At 69.4% G+C, this 25456-nt stretch carries 26 protein-coding genes; 10 read left to right on the top strand and 16 right to left on the bottom strand.

Annotated features, from left to right (window positions below):
* Position 1: 1 nt before the first annotated feature.
* Entirely contained in the window at positions 2 to 1093 is a 1092-nt protein-coding gene (locus tag RMP06_RS13285; protein ID WP_310462258.1) for an ABC transporter ATP-binding protein, read from the bottom strand.
* Positions 1094 to 1154: 61 nt separating this feature from the next.
* Here RMP06_RS13285 and RMP06_RS13280 point away from each other — a divergent pair, with 61 nt between their 5' ends.
* Complete coding sequence (locus RMP06_RS13280) at positions 1155 to 2810, top strand: ABC transporter permease (RefSeq protein WP_310462257.1); 1656 nt, start codon at positions 1155 to 1157, stop codon at positions 2808 to 2810.
* A 21-nt stretch (positions 2811 to 2831) separates the two neighbouring features.
* Here the strand turns inward: RMP06_RS13280 and RMP06_RS13275 are convergent, their stop codons facing one another.
* The 9 genes from RMP06_RS13275 to ahpC all read right to left on the bottom strand — a co-directional run bounded on the left by RMP06_RS13275 (position 2832) and on the right by ahpC (position 11879).
* Positions 2832 to 3875: an extracellular solute-binding protein gene (locus RMP06_RS13275; protein ID WP_310462256.1), complete on the bottom strand. Its 1044-nt coding sequence runs from the start codon at positions 3873 to 3875 to the stop codon at positions 2832 to 2834.
* Between the two features lie 79 nt (positions 3876 to 3954).
* On the bottom strand, positions 3955 to 5097 hold the full coding sequence (locus tag RMP06_RS13270) for a DUF1513 domain-containing protein (protein ID WP_310462255.1): 1143 nt from the start codon (positions 5095 to 5097) through the stop codon (positions 3955 to 3957).
* On the bottom strand, positions 5081 to 6187 hold the full coding sequence (locus tag RMP06_RS13265; protein ID WP_310462254.1) for an imelysin family protein: 1107 nt from the start codon (positions 6185 to 6187) through the stop codon (positions 5081 to 5083). Before RMP06_RS13265 ends, RMP06_RS13270 begins: the two co-directional genes overlap by 17 nt.
* An 8-nt stretch (positions 6188 to 6195) precedes the next feature.
* On the bottom strand, positions 6196 to 7644 hold the full coding sequence (locus tag RMP06_RS13260; RefSeq protein ID WP_409050171.1) for a di-heme oxidoreductase family protein: 1449 nt from the start codon (positions 7642 to 7644) through the stop codon (positions 6196 to 6198).
* Positions 7641 to 8840 carry an imelysin family protein gene (locus RMP06_RS13255; protein ID WP_310462253.1) on the bottom strand — a complete coding sequence of 400 codons (1200 nt, stop codon included), beginning with the start codon at positions 8838 to 8840 and terminating at the stop codon, positions 7641 to 7643. The genes RMP06_RS13260 and RMP06_RS13255 overlap by 4 nt, the downstream gene beginning before the upstream one ends.
* Before the next feature lie 13 nt (positions 8841 to 8853).
* On the bottom strand, positions 8854 to 9048 hold the full coding sequence (locus RMP06_RS13250; RefSeq protein WP_310462252.1) for a (2Fe-2S)-binding protein: 195 nt from the start codon (positions 9046 to 9048) through the stop codon (positions 8854 to 8856).
* Between the two features lie 117 nt (positions 9049 to 9165).
* Positions 9166 to 9645, bottom strand: coding sequence for a bacterioferritin (gene bfr / locus RMP06_RS13245; protein ID WP_310462251.1), 480 nt, complete (start codon positions 9643 to 9645; stop codon positions 9166 to 9168).
* A 37-nt stretch (positions 9646 to 9682) separates the two neighbouring features.
* Entirely contained in the window at positions 9683 to 11263 is a 1581-nt protein-coding gene (gene ahpF, locus RMP06_RS13240) for an alkyl hydroperoxide reductase subunit F (RefSeq protein WP_310462250.1), read from the bottom strand.
* A gap of 49 nt (positions 11264 to 11312) precedes the next feature.
* The gene (ahpC, locus tag RMP06_RS13235) at positions 11313 to 11879 is read right to left on the bottom strand and encodes an alkyl hydroperoxide reductase subunit C (protein ID WP_310462249.1); all 567 of its coding nucleotides are present in this window, start codon (positions 11877 to 11879) and stop codon (positions 11313 to 11315) included.
* Between the two features lie 230 nt (positions 11880 to 12109).
* Between ahpC and RMP06_RS13230 the strand changes: the two genes are divergently transcribed.
* The 9 genes from RMP06_RS13230 (at position 12110) to RMP06_RS13190 (ending at position 19193) form a co-directional block, all read left to right on the top strand.
* Positions 12110 to 12319: a hemin uptake protein HemP gene (locus tag RMP06_RS13230; protein ID WP_310462248.1), complete on the top strand. Its 210-nt coding sequence runs from the start codon at positions 12110 to 12112 to the stop codon at positions 12317 to 12319.
* A 131-nt stretch (positions 12320 to 12450) separates the two neighbouring features.
* Positions 12451 to 14784: a TonB-dependent receptor gene (locus RMP06_RS13225; protein ID WP_310462247.1), complete on the top strand. Its 2334-nt coding sequence runs from the start codon at positions 12451 to 12453 to the stop codon at positions 14782 to 14784.
* Positions 14785 to 14806: 22 nt separating this feature from the next.
* Positions 14807 to 15493, top strand: a complete 687-nt coding sequence (locus tag RMP06_RS13220) for a Fe2+-dependent dioxygenase (protein WP_310462246.1) — start codon at positions 14807 to 14809, stop codon at positions 15491 to 15493.
* A gap of 1 nt (position 15494) precedes the next feature.
* Positions 15495 to 15923, top strand: coding sequence for a hypothetical protein (locus RMP06_RS13215; RefSeq protein ID WP_310462245.1), 429 nt, complete (start codon positions 15495 to 15497; stop codon positions 15921 to 15923).
* Positions 15878 to 16192: an energy transducer TonB gene (locus tag RMP06_RS13210; RefSeq protein ID WP_310462244.1), complete on the top strand. Its 315-nt coding sequence runs from the start codon at positions 15878 to 15880 to the stop codon at positions 16190 to 16192. The genes RMP06_RS13215 and RMP06_RS13210 overlap by 46 nt, the downstream gene beginning before the upstream one ends.
* 39 nt (positions 16193 to 16231) lie before the next feature.
* The gene (locus tag RMP06_RS13205) at positions 16232 to 16921 is read left to right on the top strand and encodes a MotA/TolQ/ExbB proton channel family protein (protein WP_310462243.1); all 690 of its coding nucleotides are present in this window, start codon (positions 16232 to 16234) and stop codon (positions 16919 to 16921) included.
* A 13-nt stretch (positions 16922 to 16934) separates the two neighbouring features.
* On the top strand, positions 16935 to 17354 hold the full coding sequence (locus RMP06_RS13200; RefSeq protein ID WP_310462242.1) for an ExbD/TolR family protein: 420 nt from the start codon (positions 16935 to 16937) through the stop codon (positions 17352 to 17354).
* Complete coding sequence (locus RMP06_RS13195; RefSeq protein ID WP_310462241.1) at positions 17351 to 18553, top strand: alpha-hydroxy acid oxidase; 1203 nt, start codon at positions 17351 to 17353, stop codon at positions 18551 to 18553. Before RMP06_RS13200 ends, RMP06_RS13195 begins: the two co-directional genes overlap by 4 nt.
* Positions 18531 to 19193, top strand: coding sequence for a LuxR C-terminal-related transcriptional regulator (locus RMP06_RS13190; RefSeq protein ID WP_310462240.1), 663 nt, complete (start codon positions 18531 to 18533; stop codon positions 19191 to 19193). The genes RMP06_RS13195 and RMP06_RS13190 overlap by 23 nt, the downstream gene beginning before the upstream one ends.
* A gap of 12 nt (positions 19194 to 19205) precedes the next feature.
* Here the strand turns inward: RMP06_RS13190 and RMP06_RS13185 are convergent, their stop codons facing one another.
* From RMP06_RS13185 to RMP06_RS13160, 6 genes are read right to left on the bottom strand one after another with little or no spacing between them, the layout of a single operon-like run.
* Positions 19206 to 20090 (bottom strand): formate dehydrogenase accessory sulfurtransferase FdhD, encoded by an 885-nt coding sequence (locus RMP06_RS13185; RefSeq protein ID WP_310462239.1) that lies wholly within the window; start codon positions 20088 to 20090, stop codon positions 19206 to 19208.
* A gap of 7 nt (positions 20091 to 20097) precedes the next feature.
* Positions 20098 to 20439, bottom strand: a complete 342-nt coding sequence (locus RMP06_RS13180) for a hypothetical protein (protein ID WP_310462238.1) — start codon at positions 20437 to 20439, stop codon at positions 20098 to 20100.
* Entirely contained in the window at positions 20436 to 21539 is a 1104-nt protein-coding gene (locus RMP06_RS13175) for a formate dehydrogenase subunit gamma (RefSeq protein ID WP_310462237.1), read from the bottom strand. Before RMP06_RS13175 ends, RMP06_RS13180 begins: the two co-directional genes overlap by 4 nt.
* A gap of 11 nt (positions 21540 to 21550) precedes the next feature.
* On the bottom strand, positions 21551 to 21772 hold the full coding sequence (locus RMP06_RS13170; RefSeq protein ID WP_310462236.1) for a hypothetical protein: 222 nt from the start codon (positions 21770 to 21772) through the stop codon (positions 21551 to 21553).
* Entirely contained in the window at positions 21769 to 22371 is a 603-nt protein-coding gene (gene fdh3B, locus RMP06_RS13165; RefSeq protein ID WP_310462235.1) for a formate dehydrogenase FDH3 subunit beta, read from the bottom strand. Before fdh3B ends, RMP06_RS13170 begins: the two co-directional genes overlap by 4 nt.
* 26 nt (positions 22372 to 22397) lie before the next feature.
* The gene (locus RMP06_RS13160; RefSeq protein WP_310462234.1) at positions 22398 to 25382 is read right to left on the bottom strand and encodes a formate dehydrogenase subunit alpha; all 2985 of its coding nucleotides are present in this window, start codon (positions 25380 to 25382) and stop codon (positions 22398 to 22400) included.
* Positions 25383 to 25456 lie beyond the last annotated feature (74 nt).

Genomic DNA, 25456 nt, shown 5'->3' with positions numbered 1-25456 from the left:
CTCAGGCTGCCGCGGCGACCCCCGCCCGCTCGCGCTGGTAGGCCACCACATGCGCCAGCTCCAGCCGGATCCCGATCGCCTCGCCCACCGCGTGGTTGTGGTGCGAAGGCACAAGCGAGAGCACCTGCGCGCCGCTGTCCAGCGCCAGCGTGTAGAGGAACTCCGCGCCGCGGAAGGCCTTGTGGACCACGCGGGCCTGGGTCGGCGCCGCGTCGTCATGGACCACGTCGTCCGGCCGCAGCAGCACATCGACCGGGCAGCCCCGGCCGCACAGGTCGCCGTGTTCGGTGCAGCGGATCGGATGGTCGCTGTGCGTGACGCCCAGCTCGGTGCGGACGTGGTGGTCGTCCAGCACTTCGCCCGGCAGGAACGCGCCTTGCCCGACGAAGTCGGCGACGAAGCGGTTCGCCGGCTCGTGGTAGAGCTGGTAGGCGCTGGCCCATTGCTGGATGCGGCCCTGGTGCATCACGCCGATCTCGTCGGCGATGGCGAACGCCTCGTGCTGGTCGTGGGTGACGAGCAGCGCGGTGGTGCCCGCCGCCTTCAGCAGGCTGCGCAGCTCCGCGCCGAGCCGCTCGCGCAGCTCGATGTCGAGGCTGGAGAACGGCTCGTCCAGCAGCATCAGCCGCGGCGACGGCGCCAGTGCCCGCGCCAGCGCCACCCGCTGCTGCTGGCCGCCGGAGAGTTCGTGCGGGTAACGCTGCGCCGTGTGGCCGAGGCCCACCGTGTCGAGCATCTCGGCGACCCGCTTCTCGGGATGCGGGTGGCCGCGCAGCCCGAAGCCGACGTTGGCGGCCACCGTCAGGTGCGGGAAGAGGGCGTGGTCCTGGAACACCATGCCGATGCGGCGCTGTTCGGGGGGCACCTGCACCGTGGTGGAGCTGACGATCTGCCCATCCAGCCGAATCTCGCCGCCCAGGACCGACTCGAACCCCGCCACCGCCCGCAGCACCGTCGTCTTGCCGCAGCCGGACGGCCCGAGCAGGCAACCGATGGTGCCCTGCGGCAGGTGCAGCGCGAGGTGCTCGACGACGGTCTTGGCGCCGTAGCCGAGTCGGAGTCCGTCGAGGGCGAGCCAGGGAGTGGGGTGCATGGGCATGGTCCAGATGATAATGATTATCGTTGCCTGACTCCTGACTGGAATGGTGTCCCTGATGTCTGTTGCCCCGAACCGCCGTCCCTGGTTGTTGTGGACCGCCGTGCTGGCCGCGCTGCTGGTGGCGGCGCCGCTGGTGTCGGTCGGCACGCACGTGTTTTCGGGCGGCACGGGCGAGACCTGGCGGCACCTGGCGTCCACCGTGCTCGGCGACTATGTGGCGAGCACGCTGTGGCTGTGTGCCGGGGTCGGGCTGGGCGTGGCGGCGCTGGGCGTGGGGTCGGCGTGGCTGGTGACGCGCTACGAGTTCCCGGGGCGGGCGGAGTTCGAGTGGGCGCTGGTGCTGCCGCTGGCGATGCCGTCCTACGTGATCGCGTATGTCTACACCGACTTCCTGCAGTACATCGGCCCGGTGCAGACCGCCCTGCGCGCCGCGTTCGGCTGGCGCAAGGCGGATTACTGGTTCCCGGATGTGCGCACGCTCGGTGGGGCGGCGTTGATGTTCGCGCTGGTGCTCTACCCGTATGTCTACATGCTGGCCCGTACGGCGTTCATCGAGCGGGCCGGCGGGATGATCGAGGTGGGCCGCTCGCTGGGGCTGTCGCCGTTCCGGGCCTTCCTGCGGCTGTCGCTGCCGATGGCACGGCCGGCGATCGCGGGCGGCGTGGCGCTGGCGCTGATGGAGACGCTGGCCGACTACGGCACGGTGTCCTACTTCGCGGTGCAGACCTTCACGACCGGCATCTACCGCGCCTGGTTCTCGCTCGGCGACCGGGTCGCGGCGGCGCAGTTGGCGCTGGTGCTGCTGGCCTTCGTGGTCGCGGTGCTGACCTTCGAGCGGGTCAGCCGGGGCGGGCGGCGTTACCACGACACCACCTTGCGCCGGCTCGGCAGCCCGCGGGCGCCGCTGTCCGGCGTGAAGGCCGCAGCGGCGGTGATCGGCTGCGTGATTCCGCTGGTCGCGGGGTTCCTGCTGCCCGCCGGGTTGCTGCTGCGCATGGCGCTGACCGACGGCGATGCGCAGTTCGGCGAACGCTTCTTCGTGCTGGCGCGCAACAGCATGCTGGTGGCCGGGACCACCGCGCTGCTGGCGGTGGCGCTGGCGCTGCTGATCGGCTATGCGGCGAGGGTTCACCGGGGCCGGGTCACGCGCTGGGCACACCGGGTGGTGGGGCTGGGCTATGCGCTGCCGGGTTCCGTGATCGCCGTGGGCGTGCTGATCCCGGTGACGCGGCTCGACCACGCGCTGGCCGCCCTGATCGGCGAGCTGACCGGGCACACGCCGGGGCTGCTGTTCACCGGCAGCATCGCGGCGCTGGTGTATGCGTGCCTCGTGCGCTACCTGACGGCGGCGGTGCAGGCGATCGACGAAGGCCTGGGCCGCATCACGCCGAACATGGACCACGCGGCGCGCAGCCTCGGCCTGAGCGCGGGGCAGACGCTGCGGCGGGTCCACCTGCCGATGCTGCGGGGGAGTGCGCTGACGGCGGGGCTGCTGGTGTTCATCGACGTGATGAAGGAGCTGCCCGCCACGCTGGTGATGCGCCCCTTCAACTTCGACACGCTGGCCACGCAGACCTACACGCTGGCCTCGGACGAGCGGCTGACCGAAGCCTCGACGGCGGCGCTGGCGATCGTGGGGGTGGGGCTGGTGCCGATGGTGCTGCTGTGCCGGAGCATCGCCAAGGGGCGCGGCATCGGCGGCGCCCCTTGACTTGACCGGACGCCGGGTGCCTCAGCGCCAGCCGGCGCGGTCGAACACCTTCTGCGCGTTGACCGTGTTCTTCGCCAGGTCGCCGATTGGCAGCGCGTCGGCCTTGAACGCGCCCAGCGACTCCAGCGCCCGGTTGTTCGTCACCACCGACTTGACCACCGGCCACTCGTTGTTGCCGTCGGCGAAGTAGAGCTGCGCGGCGTCGCTGGCGAGGTATTCCAGGAACTTCACGGCCGCATCCTTGTTGGGCGAATACTTCAGCACCCCGGCGCCGGAGACGTTCACATGCGTGCCCCAGCCCGCCTGGTTCGGCCACACCACGCCGACGGCGCGCATGGCTTCCTGCTCCGCCGGCTTGGTCGAGCGCAGCAGGCGGGCGACGTAGTAGGTGTTCGCCAGCGTCACGCCACATTCACCGGCCGCCACCGCCATGATCTGGTCCGTGTCCCCACCCTTGGGCGCACGGGCGAAGTTGGCGACCAGGCCACGCGCCCAGACTTCCGTCTTCGCCTCGCCGTCGTGGGCGATCAGCGCACCGCCGAGCGACAGGTTGTACGGATGCGCACCGGAGCGCACGCAGACCTGGCCCTTCAGCGCCGGGTTGGCGAGGTCTTCGTAGTTCTGCACCTGCTCGCGCTTGACGGCCGTCTTGTTGTAGACGATGACGCGGGCGCGGGTCGAGAACGAGTACCAGTTCGGTGTGTGCAGGCTCGCCGGGATGCGCGACTCCAGCACCGCGGATTTCACCGGCTGGAACAGGCCCAGCTTGTCGGCGATCTCCAGCCGCGTGGCGTCCACCGTGATCAGCAGGTCGGCGGGGCTGGCCGTGCCTTCGTTGCGGATGCGCTCGACCAGCTCGTCTTCCTTGCCGTCGATGCGGTTGATCTTGATGCCAGTGGCCTTGGTGAAGTTGCCGTAGAGCGCCTCGTCGGTCTGGTAGTGGCGAGCGGAGTAGATATTGAGCACTTGGTCCTGCGCCTGCGCGGTCTGGCCGAGCAGCGTGAGCGCCAGGACGGCGGCGGTGGTCAGGGTCTGGGCGAGCGGGAGGGCAGTGGATCGGGTCATGGTCGGGTGCGGAAGGGTGTGAGGCAGGGGCAAAGGAGCGACAGAGACAGGCATGACCTGAGAGTATCAATAATCATTCTCATTTGCAAACCCAATGGTTATCGGGCGTGACGGGCAGGGACAAGGGATGGCCCGCCGTGCCGGACCCGTCCACGGCCGCTCGCTGGCCGGCGGCGATGAAGTGCCCATCCTGCGGGGCCAGCGCGCAGACCTCGGGCAGCGACACGCCCCCCACCCAGTCGCCACCGGCCTGCCAGAGGCCGACACGCCCGGCCCGCGGGCTGCTGACCGCGAAGCCGTCGGCCGTGGCACAGATGTCGCCGCCGTAGCCCGCCATCGGCTGCGGCGATGCGACGGTGCGCAGCCGGGTCTGCGCGTCGAGCGGTTGCAGCAGCGCCAGCACCGGGGCCGACAGGCGGCGGTCGAGTTCTGCGTGTTCGGCCTGCAGGGCGATGCCGAGCGTCGCGGTCGGCGCGTGCCAGGCCAGGTGGCGCAGGCTCAGGCGGTCGTCGTCGAGGGTCCAGCGCCGCGCCAGTTCGCCCGTGGCGAGGTCGATCGCGACGACCGAGGCGTCCATCGGCGCCGCGTCCAGCCGTGTCCTGCCGGTCTCGGGCCGGCTGGCGATGCCGCCATTGGCGACCCAGAGCCAGCGCCCGTCGGGGCTGGCAAGCAACTGGTGCGGGTCACGGCCGCCGGTCGGCCAGTCGGCGACCACCGTGGCGAGGCGGTCGAGCCGGCGCACCGTCACTCGGCCGCGCCCCAGGCCGTCGGGGTCATCGGGGGCGGCGGTGTCGGTTTCGGTGACGAGCAGGTGGCGGCCGTCCGGGTGCAGCAGCGCGTGGCCGTTGAACTGGCGCTGCGGGCCGGCCCAGACCGTCTCTGGTGCCACGGCCCGGCGCGGTGCTTGTGACTGCCAGCGTAGCAGCCAGTCCCCCGGCCGCCGCGCCACCGCCAGCACGCTGCCGTCCGGCAGGATCTGCAGGCCGTGCGCACGGGTCGGCACGGCGAGCTGGTCCGCGACCATGCCGCCGGTCGCGTCACCACGCAGCAGGCCGATGCGGTGACCGTCCGCCTCGTTCCAGGCGGTGACCCAGTGGCGGGTGGCCGGCGCAGTCGGTGTGCGCTCGGTGACACGCGCCGACTGCGCCGGCCATGGCGACAGCACCCCGAGCAGCGCCGCGCCGAGCCAGCGCCGCCGCGCCAGGTCAGTCGCCGTCGGCATCCGAGAAGCCGATGCTGACCTTCGCGGCGCCGGCCACGTCGGTCTCGATCAGCGTCCTGAGCCGGGCCAGCGCGCGGCTGGCGGCTTGCAGCCGGGCAGGAGGGTCTTGCGGGCGCAGGTTCTTCAGCGCGGCGTCGGCCTGGCGCGTGGCGGCGTCGAGCGTGTCCGCCAGCCGCAGGTGGCCGTGGCCACGCAGGTACAGCGCCATCGTCACCAGCCCGGCGCCTTCGCCGGGCACCACCGCGGGTGTCTGCGTCAGCGTGCGGATCGCCTCCCAGCGGCTGCGCCACGCCAGCGCGGTCTGGCCGCTGGTCTGGCGCGGCCAGCCGAGCTTGTCGTCGCGGCCGGCGCGCAGCGGTCGCTCGATGTCCGCCCAGCGCAGCGACTCGACCGCGCCCACCCACTGGTTGATCAGCTCGGCGAACGCGGCGGTCTGCTGCGCCTCGTCCGGCTCTTCTGCCGCCTCTGCAGAGTCTGTGGCCTGCCACGCGGCTTCGACGGCGGTGGCTTCGCGCACCAGGTCGTCGGCCAGCGCCACCGCGTAGGGGCAGACCGCCGCGTCGCGGGGCGCGGCCGGCGACCACAGCAGCCACTCCAGCGCGGGCAGGCCCTTGGCGGGGCTGCCGATGCGTTCGAGCTGCGCGGCATCGGGGGGCGTTGGCGGGGTGCCATTGGTGCTGCCAGTGCTGCCGGTGCGCAGCGCGTCGATCGCCTGCTCGATCAGGCGCGGCCGGGTCGGCTGGAAATCGATCGCCCGCGCGGAGCGGCGTTGCAGCAGCGGCCCGGTCGAGACCGCGCTCAGCCGGGTCCACGCCGCCATCGTGCCGGTCCAGGCGAGCCGGGCCGGGGCGCGGTCGGTGCAGCCCTTCGCCAGCGTGGTGCGCAGCGCGTCGGCCTCTTCGCGGAACTGCCGTGCAGCGGGCAGGGACAGGTGGCGGCGCTGCATCTGCAGCAGATCGACCGTGTGGTAGTAGGGCACGGCCACGACCGGCGCAGGCCCGGCGGCGGCTCCTGCGTTCGACAGCAGCGAGCAGGCCAGCAGCACGAAGACCGGCAGGCCATGGCGGGAGCGAAGGCGAGAGAAGGTCACGGTCACAGTCACAGGGAATTCACGAAAGCCACCAGCGCAGCGCGCTCGGCGGGGGTCATCTTCAGCACCTGCCGTTTCGCCGGCTCGGCCTCGCCGCCGTGCCACAGGATGGCTTCCAGCACGCCGCTGGCGCGGCCATCGTGCAGCAGGCGCTGGTGGCCGTTGACCTCGTGCAGCAGGCCCAGGCCCCACAGCGGCGGCGTCTTCCACTGCCGGCCGCTGGCGGCGAAGTCGGGGCGGCCGTCGGCGAGGGCCTCGCCCATGTCGTGCAGCAGCAGGTCGGTGTAGGGCCAGATGCGCTGACCGGCCACCTTCGGGCTGGTCAGCGCCGGGAACGGGCCTTCGCCGGTGACGTAGCTCGGCCGGTGGCAGGCGGCGCACTGCGCCTGCGCGAACAGGCGCTGGCCGTGCTGCACCATCGGGTCGGCGGGGTGGCGCCGGGCGGCCGGGGCGAGCGTTGCCTGGTAGAAGACGACGTGCGACAGCGTCTCGTCGTCGATCTCGGGGCTGCCGTTCGCACCGCCACCGTGGGGCGCGGCGAGGCAGTCTTTCTGGGTCGGCGTGCAAGCTTCGGCGGGGAAGTGGCGCGACGTGATGCCGATGTCGCCGTTGAAGGCGCCGGCGGTCTGGTGTGCGAGCGTGGCGACGTTGGCCTTCCAGCCGAAACGGCCGAGCCGCATCTCGCCGGCCACGGTGTCCCAGACTTGGTTGGGCTGACCCTTGACCGGTCCGGCGCTGGCGGCCTGCTCGGTGGCGTTGCGCAGGATCTCTGCCTCGGGAATCGCCTCCAGCAGCCCGACGCCGGCCAGTTGCGGCGCCAGCCTCGGACTCAGGCGCACGTCCGCCGCCAGCGGCCCGTAGGCGAGGTCGGTCAGCGTGTAGTGCGGCTGCTGCAAGGTGTAGCGCGTGCCGTCGGCGAAACGGTCGTGGACGGGGCGGGCCTGGATGGCGACGCGGCCCTCGGGCTGCACGCCCTGGATGGCGGCGTTGTTGAACTGGTCGCCATAGACCGGATCGGGCACCACGCCGCCGTGTTCGCCCGTGCCTGGCACCGACAGCCGGATCAGCAGAGCCACCGGCGGCTCATGCGCCCCCGCGCCATCGCGCAGCGTGCGGCGCAGGTCGGGCGGGGCGCCGCGGCCGTCCATGCCGTGGCAGCCGCCGCAGGACCGGGCGATGAACTGCGGGCCGAGTCCGTCGCGGGCGGTGGTCGAGGCCGGCGCTTCGACCCAGTTGCGCTTGAAGAAGGAGTTGCCGATCACGAAGCGCGTGCGCTCCGCGTCCTCCAGATTGGCCAGCGGGAACGAGAAGGCGTTCTTGCCGCTGGACCAGACCGTGGTGGCGCCGCCGGTCTTCTCGCCGAGCGGGTCGTCCTCGGGCGCTGCCGCCAGGTTCAGCGAGACCCCGGTGACGGCCAGCGCCACCCCCGCCGCCACTGCCGCTGCACGAACCGTCACGACTTGCCCTTGGACTTCGCCAGCGTCAGCTTGGTGATGCCGATCGCCGACGCCGCATCGACCAGCAGCTTGGACTGCGCCACCAGGCTGTCGATGGTCTTCTGGATGCGCAGGCGCCCCGGGGCATCCTTCGCGCCGACGATCTCGCGGTCGAACGGCGCCTGGATCGCCTCGGCGGCGGCCACCGAGGCGGCGATCTGGGCGGTGGTGCGCTCGGCCAGCTCGGGCTGTCTGGCGGCCACCAGGTCGCGCAGGCCGGGTCCGGCGAGCGTCGAACCGTCACGGCGCTTGTACTGGCCGAGCCAGACGTTCAGGATGCCCTGCGCGTTGTTGACGATGTCGCGGTGGGTGTTGTCCGAGAAGCAGGAGTGCTCGTCCTCCTGGTCCTGCGAGTTCAGCGCCACCTCCATGCGCTCGCCGGCCAGCTCGCCGCGGGACAGCGAACCCAGCCCGACGATCATCTTGCGCACCGACTCCTGGCCGCCCTTCTCGAAGCGGGCGCGGTAGTTGCGCTGGCCCGGCGCCCAGGCCCGCACCAGCCCGCCCAGGTCGTCGAGCAGCAGCGCGGTGACGACGGTGAGGTACTGGCGGCGGCGGTCGGCGTTGGGCGCCTTGCCATCGACGTAGTCCTCGAAGGGGCGGTCGCCGGGCCCGGTCGTGCTGCGGTCCTGGCCCCAGAGCAGGAACTCGATGGCGTGCCAGCCGGTGCTGATGTTTTCCTCGCCGCCGCGTTCGTTGGCCTTGGCGAGGTTGGCCTTGGTGATCTGGAGCTTCGGGTTGTTGACGAGGCCCGCCTTGGGCTTGCCCTGCACCGCGTCGATGTAGGACTCGTCGATCGGCCACGCATTGATCCGTCCTTCCGGACCCTGGTCGTCGTCGATCGGACCGCCGTAGAAGCGGAAGGCGTCCGTCTGGTCGTAGAACTCGCGGGCGGCCAGCCACGCCTTGCGGGCCGCATCCAGCCCTTCAGCGGACGGGGCGGCCACGAACGCGGCGATGGCGGCCTGCATCGCCTCGGCAGCGGCCAGCGTGTCGCCGTAGGCGGCGTGGACCAGCGCGGCGTAGTGCTGCACCACGGCGGGGGCATCGGCGGCCGGGCGGGGCTGGGCGGCGGTCCAGGGGCTGGCGGCGGCGAGCAGGGCGAGGCCGCCGAGTTGCAGGAACTGGCGCTTGGGCAGGGACGTGGGCAGGGACATGGTCGTGGATCGGTCAGTGGGGAACGGCCGGCTGGCCCTGGCGCTGGCACGCCGCGTCGAACACTTCGCGGGCGCAGTCCTGGCAGCAGCCGCAGCACGAGGCTGCGCGGGTCACGTCCTTGAGCACTTCGAAGTCCCGCACGCCGCGTACCTCGACGGCATGGCGGATGTCGCGGTCACTGACACGGTTGCAGAGGCAGACGATCATGGCGGAACCTGCGGAAGAGGAGGTGCAGGAATCTTAATCTAAACGAGATTGATTCTCAAATACTTGCGTGAAAAAAGGGCATGGCGCCCTTGAAGTACGGGGAGCAGGGGAGCTGGGTCAGGACGCCGCGCCGCCGATCTGGGTCTGCAGCCAGTTCTGCTCGCCGACCTGCGCGACCAGCCCGATCTCGGTCTCCAGGTGGTCGATGTGCTCCTCGGTGTCGTCGAGGATGGACAGCAGGATGTCGCGCGAGACGTAGTCGCGCACGCTCTCGCAGTGGGCGATGGCTTCCTTCAGCAGCGGGTGCGAGGCCATCTCGATCTTCAGGTCGCAGTGCAGCGTCTCGACCGCGTTCTCGCCGATGTAGAGCTTGCCCAGGTCCTGCAGATTGGGCAGCCCTTCGAGCATCAGCACGCGCTCGATGAGCTTGTCGGCGTGTTTCATCTCCTCGATCGACTCCTCGTGCTCGTGCTTGGCGAGCTTCATCAGGCCCCAGTTCTTGAGCATCCGCGCATGCAGGAAGTACTGGTTGATGGCGGTGAGTTCGTTCTTGAGCTGCGCGTTCAGGTACGCGATGACTTGGGGGTCGCCTTGCATGACGGTGGCTCCAGCAGAGGTTTCAGTACCGGTATTGTCAGGCTGGCGCGCTGGTGCGGATCAGGTGATCGAACGCGCTGAGCGCCGCCGTCGAGCCTGCGCCCATCGCGATGATGATCTGCTTGTACGGCACCGTCGTCACGTCGCCCGCCGCGAACACGCCCGGCACGGAGGTCTGGCCCCGGTCGTCGATGATCACCTCGCCGCGCCCGCTCAGCTCGACCGTGCCGCGCAGCCAGTCGCTGTTGGGCAGCAGGCCGATCTGCACGAAGATGCCTTCGAGGTCCACGCGGTGCATCGTGTCGTCCGTGCGGCTCTTGTAGCTCAGGCCGTTGACCTTCTGGCCGTCGCCATGCACCTCGGTGGACAGGGCCGAGACGATGACCGTCACGTTCGGCAGGCTGAAGAGCTTCTTCTGCAGCACCGCATCGGCGCGCAGTTGCTTGTCGAACTCGATCAGCGTGACGTGGCGGACGAGGCCGGCCAGGTCGATCGCTGCTTCCACGCCCGAGTTGCCGCCGCCGATCACCGCCACGCGCTTGCCCTTGAACAGCGGCCCGTCGCAGTGCGGGCAGTAGGCCACGCCCTTGTTGCGGTATTCGTCTTCACCGGGGACGTTCATCTGCCGCCAGCGGGCGCCGGTCGAGATGACAACGCTGCGGCTGCGCAGGCTCGCGCCGCTTTCCAGCTTCACCTCGATCAGGCCACCGGGTTCAGTGGCCGGGATCAGCGCCGTGGCTCGCTGCAGGTTCATCACGTCCACGTCGTGCTGCCGGACGTGCTGCTCCAGCGCGGCGGCCAGCTTCGGGCCGTCGGTTTCCTTCACCGAAATGAAGTTCTCGATGCCCATCGTGTCGAGCACCTGCCCGCCAAAACGCTCGGCCGCGACCCCGGTGCGGATGCCCTTGCGGGCTGCGTAGATCGCCGCCGCTGCCCCCGCCGGCCCACCACCGACGATCAACATGTCGTAGGGTGCCTGCGCGGTGATCTTCGCGGCTTCGCGGGCGGCGGCGCCGGTGTCGATCTTCGCGAGGATTTCGGCCAGCTCCATCCGCCCCGACGAGAACATCTGCCCGTTCAGGTAGACACACGGCACGCCCATGATCTGGCGCGCGTCGATCTCGGCCTGGAACATCGAGCCTTCGATCGCGGTGTGGCGGATCTTCGGGTTGAGCGCGGCCAGCAGGTTGAACGCCTGCACCACGTCCGGGCAGTTGTGGCAGGTCAGGGACATGTAGGTCTCGAAGACGAGATCCTGTCCGGGGTCGAGGGCCTTGATCTGCTCGATCAGTGCGGCCTCGACCTTGGGCGGGTAGCCGCTGGTCTGCAGCAGGGCGAGCACAAGCGAGGTGAACTCGTGGCCCATCGGCAGGCCGGCGAAGCGCACACCGGTGTTGGCGCCTTGGCGGGTGATCTGGAACGAGGGCACCCGCTCACCCGACACCGCCCCGGCCCGCACTGTCAGCCGCCCTGCAGGGGCCACCGACGCCACATCGGCCACCAGCGCCAGCAGCTTCTTCGAGTTCTCGGTGTCATCGGTGAAGGTGACGATCTCGATGGGCTGCACGAGGCGTTCGAGGTAGCTCTTCAGCTGGGTCTTGAGGGCGGCGTCCAACATGATGGGCTTTCAGCGCGGGGCAGGGCGGGTGGGGATCAGTCGGGAGCGATCAGATCTTGCCGACGAGGTCGATCGATGGCGTCAGCGTCTCGGCGCCTTCGTTCCACTTGGCGGGGCAGACCTGGCCGGGGTGGGCGGCGGTGAACTGGGCGGCCTTCAGCTTGCGCAGCGTTTCCTTCACGTCGCGGGCGATCTCGTTCGAGTGGATCTCGGCGGTCTTGATGACGCCGTCCGGGTTGATCACGAAGGTGCCGCGCAGCGCCAGGCCTTCTTCGGCGATGTGGACGCCGAACGCGTTGGTCAGCGTGTGCGTCGGGTCACCCACCAGCGGGAACTTGGCCTTGCCGACGGCCGGCGAGGTCTCGTGCCACACCTTGTGCGAGAAGTGGGTGTCGGTCGTGACGATGTAGACCTCGGTGCCCGCAGCCTGGAAGGCGGCGTAGTTGTCGGCCGCGTCTTCGATCTCGGTCGGGCAATTGAAGGTGAAGGCGGCCGGCATGAAGATCAGGACCGACCAGTGGCCCTTCAGGCTCTCGTTCGAAACCTCGACGAACGCGCCGTTGTGGAAGGCGGTGGTCTTGAAGGGCTGGACTTGGGTGTTGATCAGAGAGGACACGTGGAAGCTCCGTGGGTGAAAGAGTGGAACGAGCGGAAGGTGGACTTGCGGGTCATGCAATGACCCGGGTTCGGGTCATCGTTGGACTCAATCTTAGGGGAGCTTGCGGCATCGCACCAATTGGCTGTTTGTTGTCATTCCATAGACGGACGCTATGGATCGGCGGTGTTGCTGCAGAAGCGTGCGAATGCAACACCATTGTTGATAATGATTCGCATTAAAATACGAACATGAACCCGCATCCCATTCCCGACTCGGCCGCACCGGCATCCGATCTCCCCTCCCGCGACGTGCCTGCTTCACCCCCTGTGTCCGTGGTGACCGAGCGCCTGTCGAGCACGGCCCTGTTGCGCGGCCGGCGCGAGATCGAGATTGACCACGAAGGCGCGGTGTACCGCCTGCGGCTCACCGCGCTGGGCAAGCTCATCCTGACGAAGTAGCCCGGACGCACGCGTTGATCAGGGGTGTTTACACATTAAATGAGAATGGTTATCATTTGAAAACTTAGCGCCCCAGCCAGAAGCCAGGATCCGCGCCCCCTGTTCCTGCCGACTTCTGGATCCCGACTGCGATGACCTGCGCGCGCCATTCCTCCGACCCGTCCACACCTGCCCGGCGCCTGCTGGCCCAGGCGCTTCCACTCGGCGCCTTGGCCGCCGGATTCGGTCTGGGCTGTCTCGCCCAGGCCCAGCCGGTCGAGCCGGAGCCTCCGGTCGCCGAGGTCTCGACCCTGCGTAAGATCACCGTGAAGGCCAAGACCGACACCGAGCGCGGCAAGGACTCCCTGCAGGCCACGACGACCACCATCGGCAAGGGCAAGCAGGAACTGCGCGACATCCCGCAGTCCGTCACCGTCGTCACCGAGCGCCTGATCGACGACCGCAACCTCGACACCGTCAAGGACGCGCTGCGCAACACCGCCGGCATCAGCTTCCTGGCGGCCGAAGGTGGCGAGGAGGACATCCGCCTGCGCGGCCTGCCGCTGCAGAGCACGGGCGATGTCTTCGTCGACGGCATGCGCGACCCTGCCTTCTACGAACGCGACACCTTCTTCCTCGACCGGCTGGAGGTGATGCGCGGCTCGGCCTCGATGCTGTTCGGCCGGGGTTCCACTGGCGGTGCGGTCAACCAGGTCACCAAGGCCCCGCGCCTGATCAACGAGCACCAGATCGACGTGACGCTCGGCAACCACCGCTACCAGCGCGTGGTCGGCGATTTCAATATCCGCACCGGCGACAGCGCCGCGCTGCGGCTGGGCGTGATGAACACCACCGCCGACAACAATGGCGCCGGCTCTTCGCTGAACAAGACCGGACTGGCCGGCACCTACCGCTGGGGCATGGGCGAGCGCGACGAGTTCTCGGTCGGCTTCTCGCACCTCGACAACGACAATGGGATGAACTACGGCCTGCCGTGGATTCGCCCGAACACCACTTCCGGTGTGAGCGAAACCACGCTGCTGCCGCTGGACCCGAGCGCCTACTACGGCCTGGCCAGCGACCGCAACGCCGGCGAGGCCACCACGGCCACCGCCAGCCACACCCACCGCTTCGGCCAGGGCGTGGAATTGACCAGCAAGGTGCGTGTCGGCCGCTACGACCGCGACCAGCGCGCCAGCGCGATCCGCCTGTGTACCCGCACGGTCAACGCCACCACCGGCGCCGTCACCAACCCGCAATGCCCGACCTCGGCCACGCTGGCCAACTTCGGCGATGCGACGGTCTTCACCCGCGGCACCAACCTGAAGATCCAGGATCTGGAGACGCTCTATGCCCAGAGCGACTTCAGCGGCAAGTTCAAGGCGCTCGGCCTGCAGCACGAGGTGCTGGCCGGCGCGGACTTCGCCTACGAGAAGAAAAACGTCTATACCGCGCTGACTGCGGCCCAGGGCGGTGTCGTGCCGACCAAGGCCATGACCACCGCCGGCACGCCCGACGACGGCGCGGCGGTCGACGAAAGCCTGCGCTCGCTGCGCACCGGCAGCCAGTACACCTCGCGCGGTCTGGGGGTCTATGCCCAGGATCTCGTGCAGGTGGCGCCGATGTGGAAGGTGCTGGCCGGCCTGCGCCACGACCGGCTGACCGGCGACTACGACACCTTCACGGTCCCGACCGCCGCCGTCACGCCGGTCACCACCTCCAGCTACCGCATGCAGGTGGCCGAGTGGAGCCAGCGCGCCGGCGTGCTGTTCCAGCCGAGCGAGCGGCTGTCGTTCCACCTGTCGGGGGCCACCTCGTTCAACACTTCGGGCGATGCCTATTCGCTGGGCGCGACCAACGTCGACACCCCGCCCGAGAAGGCGATCAACCTGGAGCTGGGCGGGCGGGCCGAGTCGGCCGACGGGCGCTTCTCGGCGCGGTTTGCGCTGTTCCGCTCGACCAAGCTCAACGAGCGCAACACCGACCCGCTGGTCAATCTGGTGACCTTGTCGGGCAAGCGCCACGCCGCGGGTGCCGAGCTGGACCTGGCTGGCCGGCTGACCTCGGCCTGGGAGGTCTACGGCTCCTACCTGTGGATGCCGGTGGCGAAGATCGACGTGGCGGTGCCTTGCACGGCATCGGCGACGGTGACCTGCGTGCAGACCGAAGCGCAGGGCGATCGCCCGTCGCTGTCGCCACGCCACAGCGGCACGTTCTGGACCACCTACCAGCTCACGCCGAAATGGCGTGTCGGTGGTGGTCTGAATGCCCGCAGCAGCCAGACGCCCAACCGCAATCCCGGCTGGGCCGCGCCGAAGTTCATCACCGGTGACCTGATGGCCGAGTACGCGGTCAACGAGGACTTCACCGTCAAGGCCAACCTGAGCAACGTGGCGAACAAGCTGTACGCGGATGCGCTGTACACCGGGCATTACATCCCGGGCGCCGGCCGCCTGCTGCAGGTCACGGGCTCGCTGAAGTTCTGAGTTCCAGGTTCGGGAGACCCGCATGCTGATCCGCCTTCCCGGGGTACTGGACGCCGACGCGCTGGCCCGCGCCCGTGCGCTGCTGGTGGACGCGCCGTGGACCGACGGTGCCGCGACCGCCGGCGCCCAGGCGGTACACGCCAAGCGCAACGAGCAGTTGCCGCCCGCCTGCGGCGCGGCACTGGCCTTGCAGGCGCTGGTGCTCGGGGCGCTGGAGCGGTATCCGGTGTTCTTCTCGGCGGCGCTGCCCAAGCGGGTGTTTCCGCCGATGTTCAACCGCTACGGCGGCCGCACCAACGCCTACGGCCCGCACGTCGACAACGCGGTGCGCCATGTGCCCCGAACGGGCGAGCGGGTCCGCACCGACCTCAGTGCCACGCTCTTCCTCACGGACCCCGCGGACTACGGCGGCGGCGAGCTGGTGATCGATGACACCTTCGGCGAACAGCGCGTGAAGCTGGCCGCCGGGGATCTGGTGCTGTACCCCGGCACCAGCGTTCACCGGGTCGAGCCGGTGACACGTGGCCACCGTGTCGCGGGCTTCTTCTGGATCGAGAGCATGGTGCGCGGGGACGAGCAGCGCCGCCTGCTCCACGACATGGACCGATTCCTCGTGCACCTGCGCAGCACCGTGGGCGAAACCGACCCGAGCGTGGTCGGGTTGACCGGCACCTATCACAACCTGCTGCGCCAGTGGGTGGACACCTGACATGCACGCGAACGTTTCTCCCGATGCCCTCGGCCCCGGCACCAAGCGCGTGCTGGTCGGCGGCATGCTGGGTGTGCACCTGCTGGCGGGCTGGGCGCTGCTGCAGGTGCCCGCCGTCCGGCAGGCCGCGGCCGAGGTGGCGCCGATGGTGGTGGACCTGATCGCGCCGACCCCCGAGGCACCGCCGCCGCCCCCGCCGCCGAAGGTGCAGCCGAAGACCCCCCCGCCGCCACCTGCGGCGGTGATCGCCGCCACGGTGCCCGTGCCGGCCCCGGTGCCCGTGTTCACCGCACCGCCGCCGCCCAGCCGGCCCCGGTGCCCCTGCCCGACACACCGCCCCCGCCGCCCGCACCCCCGGCCCCACCGGCACCCGCCGCACCGCCCGTGCCTCCGGCACCCGCCCCGGCTGCGCCGCGCCAGGTCGTGCTGACCGACAGCGACTGGGTGCGTGTGCCCGAGATCGAGTACCCGCTCGCCTCGCGCCGCCTGAAGGAGGAGGGCACCGTCGTCGTGCGTGCGCTGATCGACACCCGGGGCGTGCCGAAACAGGTCGCGCTGCAACGCTCGTCCGGCCACGCCCGGCTCGACCAGCAGGCGTTGCGGGCCGCGATGACCGCCCGCGTCAAGCCGCGCACCGAGAACGGCGTGCCCTTCGAGTTCTGGATCGCGATGCCGCTGGAATTCGAGCTGGAAGATTGACCCTGACCACCTGATTTCCTGCCTTTTCCGGAGAACCCCATGGGCTTTGGCCATTTCCTTTCCCAGTCCGACGTGGTCGGCAAGACGCTGCTGGCGATCCTCGTGCTGATGTCGGTCGCCTCGTGGGCGCTGATCGTCATCAAGGGCGTGACCCAGGTCCTCCGCCGCCAGCGCAGCGACCAGTTTCTGGCCTTCTTCTGGAACGCCCGCTCGCTTGACGAGGTGGATGCCGAGATCCGCACCCGCGGCGTCGCCGACCCCTTCGGCCATCTCGCCGCCCATGCCATCCACGCCCAGGCCCACCACGCCAAGCACGGTGCGGCCAAGCTGCAGGAGGCGGGTACGTCGCAGGAGTTCGTCACCCGCACCATCAAGAAGGTGCTGGACGAGGAGACCACCCGGCTGGAGAACGGCCTGACCACGCTCGCCACCATCGGTGCCACCGCCCCGTTCGTCGGCCTGTTCGGCACGGTCTGGGGCGTCTACCACGCGCTGCTGGCCATCGGCATGAGCGGGGCGGGCACGCTGGACAAGGTGGCCGGGCCGGTCGGCGAGGCGCTGATCATGACGGGCATCGGGCTGGCGGTCGCGATCCCGGCGGTGATGGCCTACAACGCGATCCACCGCAGCAACCGCGTGCTCAACGCCCGGCTGGACGCCTTCGCGTTCGAGCTGCTGACCTTCCTGACCACCGGCTCGACGCTGCGGCCTGCTGCAGCGTCGGCCTGAAAGGGGCATGGACATGGCCTTCGCCAGTTTCGACCGCCAGACCTCGGGTGCCCCCATGGCCGAGATCAACATGGTGCCGCTGATCGACGTGATGCTGGTGCTGCTCGTCATCTTCATCGTCACGGCGCCGCTGCTGACCCACGCCGTCAAGCTGGAGCTGCCGCAGGCGACCAGCCAGGTCAACCCGCCGGTGCCGGTGAAGATCGACTTCGCCATCGATGCCCAAGGTCAGCGCTACTGGAACGGCGAGCCAGTCAGCCGCGAGGACGCCGCCGCGCGCTTCCTGGCCGAGGGCGGCAAGCCGATGCAGCCCGAGATCCACCTGCGCGCCGACCAGGACGCCACCTACCGCCCTGTCGCGCAGACGCTGGCCGATGCCTCGAAGGCCGGGCTGACCAAGGTCGCCTTCGTGAGCCAGCCCGAGACAAAATGACCCGTGCCGGCCCGCCCGCTGCACCGGTCAACCTGGCCGACTACGCCGCGCTGGCCCGTGACCGGCTGGACGACCAGGCCCGGGCCTACTTCGATGGTGGTGCAGCGGACGGGCTGACGCTGGCCGCCAATGCACAGGCCTGGCGCGAGCTGCCACTGTCGGCGCGGGTGCTGCGGCCGATGGCGGGCGCACACACGCGCATCGACCTGTTCGGCCGCACGCTGGCACACCCGATCCTGCTGGCCCCGGTCGCCTACCAGCGGCTGGCACACCCGGATGGCGAACTGGCCACCGCGCAGGCGGCGGCAGCGCTGCAGGCCGGCATGGTGCTGAGCACGCAATCGTCCGTGCCGGTCGAGGACGTTGCGCGCATCGTCTGCACCGATCCGGACGCCGGGCCGCTGTGGTTCCAGCTCTACCTGCAGCACGACCGCGGCTTCACGCTGGAGCTGGTGCGGCGCGCGGAGGCGGCCGGCTGCACGGCGTTGGTGCTGACAGTCGATGCGCCCGTCCACGGCGCACGCGACCGCGAGCGCCGCGCCGGTTTCCAGCTGCCGCCGGGCGTGCGGGCGGTGCATCTGGAGGGTTTGCCACCTCGGCCGGCGCGCTCGCTCGGGGCTGGACAAAGCGCCCTGTTCGACGGCCTGCTCGCCGACACGCCGACCTGGGACGACGTGGCCTGGCTGCGCGCCCAGACCCGGCTGCCGCTGCTGCTCAAGGGCGTGACACATCCCGAGGACGCGCGGCTGGCGCAATCGGTCGGCGTGGACGGGCTGATCGTCTCCAACCACGGCGGGCGCACGCTCGACACGCTGCCCGCCACCGCCACGCTGTTGCCGCGCATTGCCGACGCAGTGGGCAGTGACCTGCCGCTGCTGGTCGACGGGGGCATCCGGCGCGGCACCGACGTGCTCAAGGCGCTGGCGCTGGGCGCGCGGGCGGTGCTGATCGGGCGGCCGGTGGTGCATGCGCTGGCGGTGGGCGGGGCGCGCGGCGTGGCGCATGTGCTGCGGCTGCTGCGCGACGAGCTGGAGATCGCGATGGCCCTGACCGGTTGCGCCCACCTCGACAAAGCTGGGGCGCACCTGATCGAACTTGACGCAGAGCAAGCTGGGCGCAGTCGGGCTGGCTATAGTGGGCACTTGTTCGATGCACGATCACGATCGCCCGCCCCCGATGAAGGCCCTGCTTGTCGATGACCACGCGCTGTTCCGCTCCGGCCTGATGTTGCTGCTGGCCGCGCGTTTTCCGGACGTGGTCATGCGCGAAGCCGAGGGCCTGACCCCGGCGCTGGCCCATCTGGCGGCCGAGCCCGACATCGAGCTGGTGCTGCTCGACCTCGGCCTGCGCGACAGCCAGGGCCTGCCGACGCTGCGCCAGCTGCGCGCGGTGTCGGACGAACGCACCATCGTCGTGCTGTCGGCCAGCGACGACGCCGACACGGTGATCGCCGCGCTCAACGAGGGTGCCGCGGGGTTCATTCCCAAGACCGCCCGCGGCAAGGCGGTCGAACAGGCGCTGCGCGTGGTGCTTGATGGCGGCATCTACCTGCCGCCGATCGTCTACAGCGCCGTGGCCCCGCTGCCCGAACTGGAACAGACGGACGAAGAACGCACGGCCGAAATGATCGACCGCCTGGGCTTGTCCCCGCGCCAGGTCGATGTGCTGCGCCTGCTGACGGCGGGGCAGTCCAACAAGGTGATCTGCCGCGAGCTGGACGTGGCGGAATCCACCATCAAGACCCACCTGCTGGGCCTGTTCCGCAAGCTGGGCGTGAACTCGCGCACCGAGGCGGTGGTGGCGGCGGCGCGGATCGGACTGAAGTTTCCGAACGGCTGACGGGACTGGGCGTCAGCCCGCGACGACGCGCACTGCCGCCCGTTTCACCTCCGGCTCCGAATCGAAGCGATCGAACCCGGTGTAGCAGAGGAAATGCCGGTTCGCCGCCCGCCCGAACAGCGCCATGCCGAGCCGGGTCGCGAGGTCGTGCCCCATCTGCGTCACGCCATTGCGCGACACGATGATCGGCACGCCCATGTGCGCGGCCTTCATCACCATCTCGCTGGTGAGCCGACCGGTGGTGTAGAAAGTCTTGTCGCCACCCTCCACGCCGTGCAGCCACATCCAGCCGGCAATGGTGTCGATGGCGTTGTGGCGGCCCACGTCCTCGATGAACATCAGCAGTTGCGTGCCGAGGAACAACGCGCAGCCGTGGACCGAGCCAGCCTTGCGGTGGATGCTGTCCTGCTGGCGCATCACGTCGAGCAGGCCGTTGAGCGTGCCCTGGCGGATGCGGGCGCTGCGGGCGTCGGGCAGGCGGATGGCATCGACCTGTTCCATCACGTCGCCGAAGACGGTGCCCTGGCCACAGCCGGTGGTGACGACACGCCGGCCAGTGCGGCGGTCCAGGTCCGGCAGACCCGAGCGCGTGTATACCGCCGCCGCGCCCACGTCCCAGTCCACGGTGATCGACTCGATGTCCGCGAGCGTGTCCACCAGCCGCTGGTTGCGCAGCCAGCCGAGCACCAGCAGCTCCGGACTCGCCCCCAGCGTCATCAGCGTGACCACTTCGCGCTTGTCCACGAACACGGTCAGCGGGCGCTCGGCGGGGATCGGGATCGTGCGCCGCTCGCCGTACTCGTCCATCACCTCGATCTCGCGCAGCAGCGGATCGCGCGCGGCCGTCATCCGCGGTGCGTCGGGGCGCAGGTCGGGCAAGGGCGCGGCGAAGGCCATGGTGTCGTCAGCCCTTGGAGGCCGCTGCAGGCGGGGCGGAGGCCGCGGCCGAGGGGGCCGACGCTGGCGCGGGTGGCGCGTAGACGAACGCTCCCGGATCGGCACACGCCGGGGTCTCGGCGGCGGGCTTGACCTCCTTGCCCGCGGTCTTGGCCTTGGTGCGGTAGTCGGCGGCAACCTTGTCCATCGACAGGCAGAGCTTGTACGCATCCACCTTGCCGGCGTGGGCGGTCTTGGCGGCGGCTTCGGCGGCCTTGGCCTTGGCTTCGTCACCGGGCGCGGGCAGTTTGGCGACCGCGGCACCGACCAGCAAGACCAGCAGCAGGGGAAGGGTGGCGGTGCGCTTCATGCGGGGGTGCTCGCGTTGGGAGGAAGGGCGGCCGAGGTGGCGACCGGCGTGGACCGCTGTGCCGGGATCTTGCCGGCCTGGATGTCGTCGAGCCAGAGCTGGTGGTGCTCTCGGGCCCAGGCTTCATCGACGTAGCCGGTGCGCATCCCGTCGTAGGCGCCCTTCATGCCGATCGTGCCGATGTAGATGTGGCCCATGAACATCGCCATCATCAGCACGGTGGCGGTGCCGTGGACCATGTTGGCGATCTGCATGTCACCGCGCAGGCCGCTGAAGCCGGGCACCACGTCGTCGAGCACCAGCCCCGACACCACCACGACCAGCCCGAGCACGAACACGCCGCCCCAGAACACCAGCTTCTCGCCCGCGTTGTAGCGGTGAGAGGGGACTTCCTTGCCGCCGAACAGGCCGCCGCCCTTGAGCAGCCAGCCCAGGTCGCCCGCCCGAGGCAGGTTGTCGCGGGCGAAGGTGACGATCACGATCACCAGCGACACGGCGAACAGCGGCCCGGCGAAGTTGTGGGCGTTCTTCAGCACGAAGGTGATCCACCCGAACAGCGTGTGGCCCAGCACCGGCAGCAGCACGAACTTGCCGAACGCCATCACCAGCCCCGACACGGCGAGCACCACGAAGGCGATCGCGTTGAGCCAATGGGCCGAGCGTTCGAGCGGGGTGAAGCGTTCGACCATGCGGCCGGTGTCGGGTTCGTGGCCACCGAGCGCGCCCTTGCGCCAGTAGAACAGCGCAATCGCCAGCGCCACGATCAGCAGCAGCGAGCCGCCGTAGGGAATGATCCACTGGTTGCGCACCTGCCGCCATGCCTCGCCAGCGGTCGTGCGGCGGGCGCCGGGGTACTGCACCTGTGACTGGATCAGCACGCCCTTCTCGGCGCCGGGCAGCGACGAATAGCCGGGCACGGTGCCGCTGTCCCGGGCGGCGCGCCAGACGGCGGCCTTGTTGTCCTGCGGGCTGCTGGCCGCAGCCGAGGCCGAGGCCGTCGCGGCGACCGGGGCCGACGCCGCGTCGCTCGACTGCGCCCCCGCCGCACCACCGAGGAGGAGCAGCGCGACGAGCATCAGGTGGCGGATCAGCTTGGACATCGCGCCGCTCCTCACGGCCGCGCCGGGGCGCGGACGTACTCGTTCTGGTTCTGGTTGCGCGCCTTGATCTGCGCTTCCCACGCGGCCTTGTCGCCGCCAGCGTAGGGCGCCTGATCGGGCTGCTTGGCGCGGAGTTCCTGCGTGCGCTCGCCGCAGCCGGCGAGCGTGGCGGTCAAGACCAGCGCCGCGGACAACCCCAGCGCGCTCCGGGTGATCGGGGTGGTCTTGCTCATGACTTCGGTGCCTCCGGCTTGCCGTAGGCGGTGCCCCAGCCCCAGACCTCGCTGCCCTTGCCGCGCTGCACGACGCGGGTGCGGAAGATGTCCGCGACCACATCACCATCGCCGCCCAGCAGCGCCTTGGTCGAGCACTGTTCGGCGCAGGCCGGCAGCTTGCCCTCGGCCAGCCGGTTGCGGCCGTACTTTTCGTACTCGGCCTGGCTGGTGTTCTCCTCCGGCCCGCCGGCGCAGAAGGTGCATTTGTCCATCTTGCCGCGCAGGCCGAAGGTGCCGTTGCTCGGGAACTGCGGCGCGCCGAACGGGCAGGCGTAGGAGCAGTAGCCGCAGCCGATGCACACGTCCTTGTCGTGCAGCACCACCCCCTCGTCGGTGCGGTAGAAGCAGTCCACCGGGCAGACCGACATGCACGGCGCGTCCGAACAATGCATGCACGCCACCGAGATCGACTTCTCGCCGGGGATGCCGTCGTTCAGCGTCACGACGCGGCGCCGGTTGACGCCCCACGGGACATCGTGCTCGGCCTTGCAGGCGGTGACGCAGCCGTTGCACTCGATGCAGCGCTCCGAGTCGCAGAGGAATTTCATTCGTGCCATGGGGGTGCTCCGTGAACCGTGGTGTGTCAGGCGGCTTTTTCGACCTGGCAGACCGTGGTCTTGGTCTCTTGCATCATCGTCACGCTGTCGTAGCCGTAGGTCGTGCCGGTGTTGACGGCTTCGCCACGCACCACCGGCATCGCGCCGTCGGGGTAGTACGCGGCCATGTCAGCCCCGCCCCAGCGGCCCGAGAAGTGGAAGGGCATGAACACCGTTTCCGCATCGACCCGCTCCGTGACCAGCGCCTTCATCCGCATTCCCTTGAATTCGGGCACCGCGGCCATCGGCGGGGTCTTCACCCACACCCAGTCGCCGTTGCGGATGCCGCGGTCGTTGGCGGCCTTCGGGTTCAGCTCGATGAACATGTCCTGCTGCAGCTCGGCCAGCCACGGGTTCGAGCGTGTCTCCTCGCCGCCGCCCTCGTACTCGACCAGTCGGCCCGAGGTCATGATCAGCGGGAAGGTCTTGCCGATGTCCTTGTTCTTCTCCTGAACCGACTTGTAGAGCGTGGGCAGCCGCCAGAACGCTTTCTTGTCGTCATGCGTCGGGTACTTGGCGACCAGATCGGGACGGGTGGAGTAGAGCGGCTCACGGTGCTGCGGGATCGGATCGGGGAAATTCCAGACGATGGCACGGGCCTTGGCGTTGCCGAAAGGGTGGCAACCGTGGACCTTCATGGCCACACGGATGATGCCGCCCGACGGGTCGGTCTTCCAGTTCTTGCCCTCGGCCGCCGTCTTCTCGGATTCGGTCAGGTCGTCCCACCAGCCGAGCTTCTTCAGCAGCAGGTGGTCGAATTCGGGGTAACCGGTGGTCAGGTCCGCGCCCAGCGAGTGCGAACCATCGGCGGCCAGCAGCGAGCTGCCATCGCGCTCGACGCCGAAGTTGGCGCGGAAGTTGCCGCCGCCATCCATGACGTGCTTGCTGTTGTCGTAGAGGTTGGACGAGCCGGGGTGCTTCAGTTCCGGCGTGCCGTAGCAGGGCCAGGGCAGTCCGAAGTAGTCGCCGTCCAGCACGTAGCCGGTTTCCTTGTCGATGCCGCCCTTGGCCTTCAGCGTCTTCACGTCGAAGACCTGCATGTTGCGCATGTGGGCTTTCAGGCGCTCCGGGCTCTGGCCGGTGTAGCCGATGGTCCAGACGCTGCGGTTGATCTCGCGCAGGATGGACTCGGGTTCCGGCTCTGGCAGGCTGGCCTTGCCGGGCACCATCTTGAAGTTCTTGACCAGTTCCGCGCCGAAGCCGAGTTTTTCGGCCAGCTGGAACCTGATCATGTGGTCCGAGCGCGCTTCCCACAGCGGGTCGATCACCTTCTCGCGCCACTGGATCGAGCGGTTGGATGCCGTGACCGAGCCACTGGTCTCGAATTGCGTACACGCGGGCAGCAGGTAGACGGCGCGGTTGGCGTTCAGGTCGTCCTTGTTGCCGGGCATCGCGGCCATCGCGGCAGTGGCACTCGGGAAGGGATCGATGACGACGAGCAGGTCGAGCTTGTCCATCGCCTTCTTCATCTCCAGACCGCGGGTCTGCGAGTTCGGCGCGTGGCCCCAGAAGACGAGTCCGCGCAGGTTGCTGTCCTGGTCGATCAGCTCGTTCTTCTCCAGCACGCCGTCGATCCAGCGCGAGACCGTCATGCCGGACTTGGTCATCATGCCCGGCGCGTACTGCTTCTTGATCCACTCGTAATCGACGCCCCAGGTCTTGGCGAAGTGCTTCCACGCGCCCTCGGCCAGGCCGTAGTAACCGGGCAGCGAATCGGGGTTCGGCCCCACGTCGGTGGCGCCCTGCACGTTGTCGTGGCCGCGGAAGATGTTGGTGCCGCCACCGGACTTGCCGACGTTGCCGAGCGCCAGTTGCAGCAGGCACGACGCCCGCACGATCGCGTTGCCGATGGTGTGCTGCGTCTGGCCCATGCACCAGACGATGGTGCCGGGGCGGTTGTCGGCGAGTGTCTTGGCCACCTGGAAGCAGGTTGCCTCATCGACGCCGCAGGCTTCCTGCACCTTGTCCGGCGTCCATTTGCTCAGGCACTCCTCGCGCACCTTGTCCATGCCCCAGACGCGGTCCTCGATGTATTTCTTGTCTTCCCAGCCGTTCTTGAAGAGGTGGTGCATCACGCCGAACAGGAAGGGGATGTCTGACCCTGAGCGGATCCGCACGTACTGGTCGGCCTTCGCGGCGGTGCGGGTGAAGCGCGGATCGACCACGATCATCTTGCAGCCCGTCTCCTTGGCGTGGAGCATGTGCAGCATCGACACCGGGTGCGCTTCCGCCGCGTTCGAGCCGATGTAGATCGCCGACCGCGAGTTCTGCATGTCGTTGTAGGAGTTGGTCATCGCGCCATACCCCCACGTATTGGCCACGCCTGCGACCGTGGTGGAGTGGCAGATGCGCGCCTGGTGGTCGGTGTTGTTGCTGCCCCAGAAACTGATCCACTTGCGCAGCAGATACGCCTGTTCGTTGTTGTGCTTGCTGGATCCGACGACGAACAGCGAATCTGGTCCGCTCTGTTTCTTCAGCTCCAGCATCTTCGCGCTGATTCCATTCAGCGCCTCGTCCCAGGACATGCGCTTGTATTTGCCGTCCACCAGCTTCATCGGGTATTTGAGCCGGTATTCGCCGTGGCCGTGCTCGCGCAGCGCGGCGCCCTTCGCACAGTGCGCGCCCATGTTGATCGGCGAATCGAACACCGGCTCCTGGCGTGTCCAGACGCCGTTTTCCACTACAGCGTCCACCGCGCAGCCCACCGAGCAGTGGCCGCAGACGGTGCGCTTGACCTCGACCTTCTTGCCACTGCCGGCCGCCGCGGATGCCGGATCGGCCGCCTCGACGCGCTTGACCAGCGTCAGTTGCGACGCGGCCAGCCCGACGCCGACGCCCATGCCCGAGCGGCGCAGAAAGGAGCGGCGGTCGATCGTCGGGATGGCTCGGCCGATGCCGCGGGCCAGGCTGGACACGAGGGGGGAGGGCGAGCCCGCCGAGGGGTGGGCGGTGGCGCGGCGGGTGAGCAGCATGGGGGTGTCTCCTCGGATCCTCAGACCTTGGCGGTCTGGTAATAGCGCCGGACGTGTTCGGTCAACTGGTAGCC

Source organism: Sphaerotilus sp. (assembly GCF_031429695.1).
Taxonomy (GTDB): domain Bacteria; phylum Pseudomonadota; class Gammaproteobacteria; order Burkholderiales; family Burkholderiaceae_C; genus Sphaerotilus.
The sequence above is the reverse complement of the archived record's forward strand: the minus strand, read 5'-3'. Positions and strand labels throughout refer to the sequence as shown.

What these genes read in the sequence shown, in the direction of transcription:
- RMP06_RS13285 (WP_310462258.1), bottom strand. Translation starts at nt 1,093, where the DNA reads ATGCACCCCACTCCCTGGCTCGCCCTCGACGGACTCCGACTCGGCTAC.
- RMP06_RS13280 (WP_310462257.1), top strand. Translation starts at nt 1,155, where the DNA reads ATGTCTGTTGCCCCGAACCGCCGTCCCTGGTTGTTGTGGACCGCCGTG.
- RMP06_RS13275 (WP_310462256.1), bottom strand. Translation starts at nt 3,875, where the DNA reads ATGACCCGATCCACTGCCCTCCCGCTCGCCCAGACCCTGACCACCGCC.
- RMP06_RS13270 (WP_310462255.1), bottom strand. Translation starts at nt 5,097, where the DNA reads ATGCCGACGGCGACTGACCTGGCGCGGCGGCGCTGGCTCGGCGCGGCG.
- RMP06_RS13255 (WP_310462253.1), bottom strand. Translation starts at nt 8,840, where the DNA reads ATGTCCCTGCCCACGTCCCTGCCCAAGCGCCAGTTCCTGCAACTCGGC.
- RMP06_RS13250 (WP_310462252.1), bottom strand. Translation starts at nt 9,048, where the DNA reads ATGATCGTCTGCCTCTGCAACCGTGTCAGTGACCGCGACATCCGCCAT.
- bfr (WP_310462251.1), bottom strand. Translation starts at nt 9,645, where the DNA reads ATGCAAGGCGACCCCCAAGTCATCGCGTACCTGAACGCGCAGCTCAAG.
- ahpF (WP_310462250.1), bottom strand. Translation starts at nt 11,263, where the DNA reads ATGTTGGACGCCGCCCTCAAGACCCAGCTGAAGAGCTACCTCGAACGC.
- RMP06_RS13230 (WP_310462248.1), top strand. Translation starts at nt 12,110, where the DNA reads ATGAACCCGCATCCCATTCCCGACTCGGCCGCACCGGCATCCGATCTC.
- RMP06_RS13225 (WP_310462247.1), top strand. Translation starts at nt 12,451, where the DNA reads ATGACCTGCGCGCGCCATTCCTCCGACCCGTCCACACCTGCCCGGCGC.
- RMP06_RS13220 (WP_310462246.1), top strand. Translation starts at nt 14,807, where the DNA reads ATGCTGATCCGCCTTCCCGGGGTACTGGACGCCGACGCGCTGGCCCGC.
- RMP06_RS13215 (WP_310462245.1), top strand. Translation starts at nt 15,495, where the DNA reads ATGCACGCGAACGTTTCTCCCGATGCCCTCGGCCCCGGCACCAAGCGC.
- RMP06_RS13205 (WP_310462243.1), top strand. Translation starts at nt 16,232, where the DNA reads ATGGGCTTTGGCCATTTCCTTTCCCAGTCCGACGTGGTCGGCAAGACG.
- RMP06_RS13200 (WP_310462242.1), top strand. Translation starts at nt 16,935, where the DNA reads ATGGCCTTCGCCAGTTTCGACCGCCAGACCTCGGGTGCCCCCATGGCC.
- RMP06_RS13195 (WP_310462241.1), top strand. Translation starts at nt 17,351, where the DNA reads ATGACCCGTGCCGGCCCGCCCGCTGCACCGGTCAACCTGGCCGACTAC.
- RMP06_RS13190 (WP_310462240.1), top strand. Translation starts at nt 18,531, where the DNA reads ATGAAGGCCCTGCTTGTCGATGACCACGCGCTGTTCCGCTCCGGCCTG.
- RMP06_RS13185 (WP_310462239.1), bottom strand. Translation starts at nt 20,090, where the DNA reads ATGGCCTTCGCCGCGCCCTTGCCCGACCTGCGCCCCGACGCACCGCGG.
- RMP06_RS13180 (WP_310462238.1), bottom strand. Translation starts at nt 20,439, where the DNA reads ATGAAGCGCACCGCCACCCTTCCCCTGCTGCTGGTCTTGCTGGTCGGT.
- RMP06_RS13175 (WP_310462237.1), bottom strand. Translation starts at nt 21,539, where the DNA reads ATGTCCAAGCTGATCCGCCACCTGATGCTCGTCGCGCTGCTCCTCCTC.
- RMP06_RS13170 (WP_310462236.1), bottom strand. Translation starts at nt 21,772, where the DNA reads ATGAGCAAGACCACCCCGATCACCCGGAGCGCGCTGGGGTTGTCCGCG.
- fdh3B (WP_310462235.1), bottom strand. Translation starts at nt 22,371, where the DNA reads ATGGCACGAATGAAATTCCTCTGCGACTCGGAGCGCTGCATCGAGTGC.
- RMP06_RS13160 (WP_310462234.1), bottom strand. Translation starts at nt 25,382, where the DNA reads ATGCTGCTCACCCGCCGCGCCACCGCCCACCCCTCGGCGGGCTCGCCC.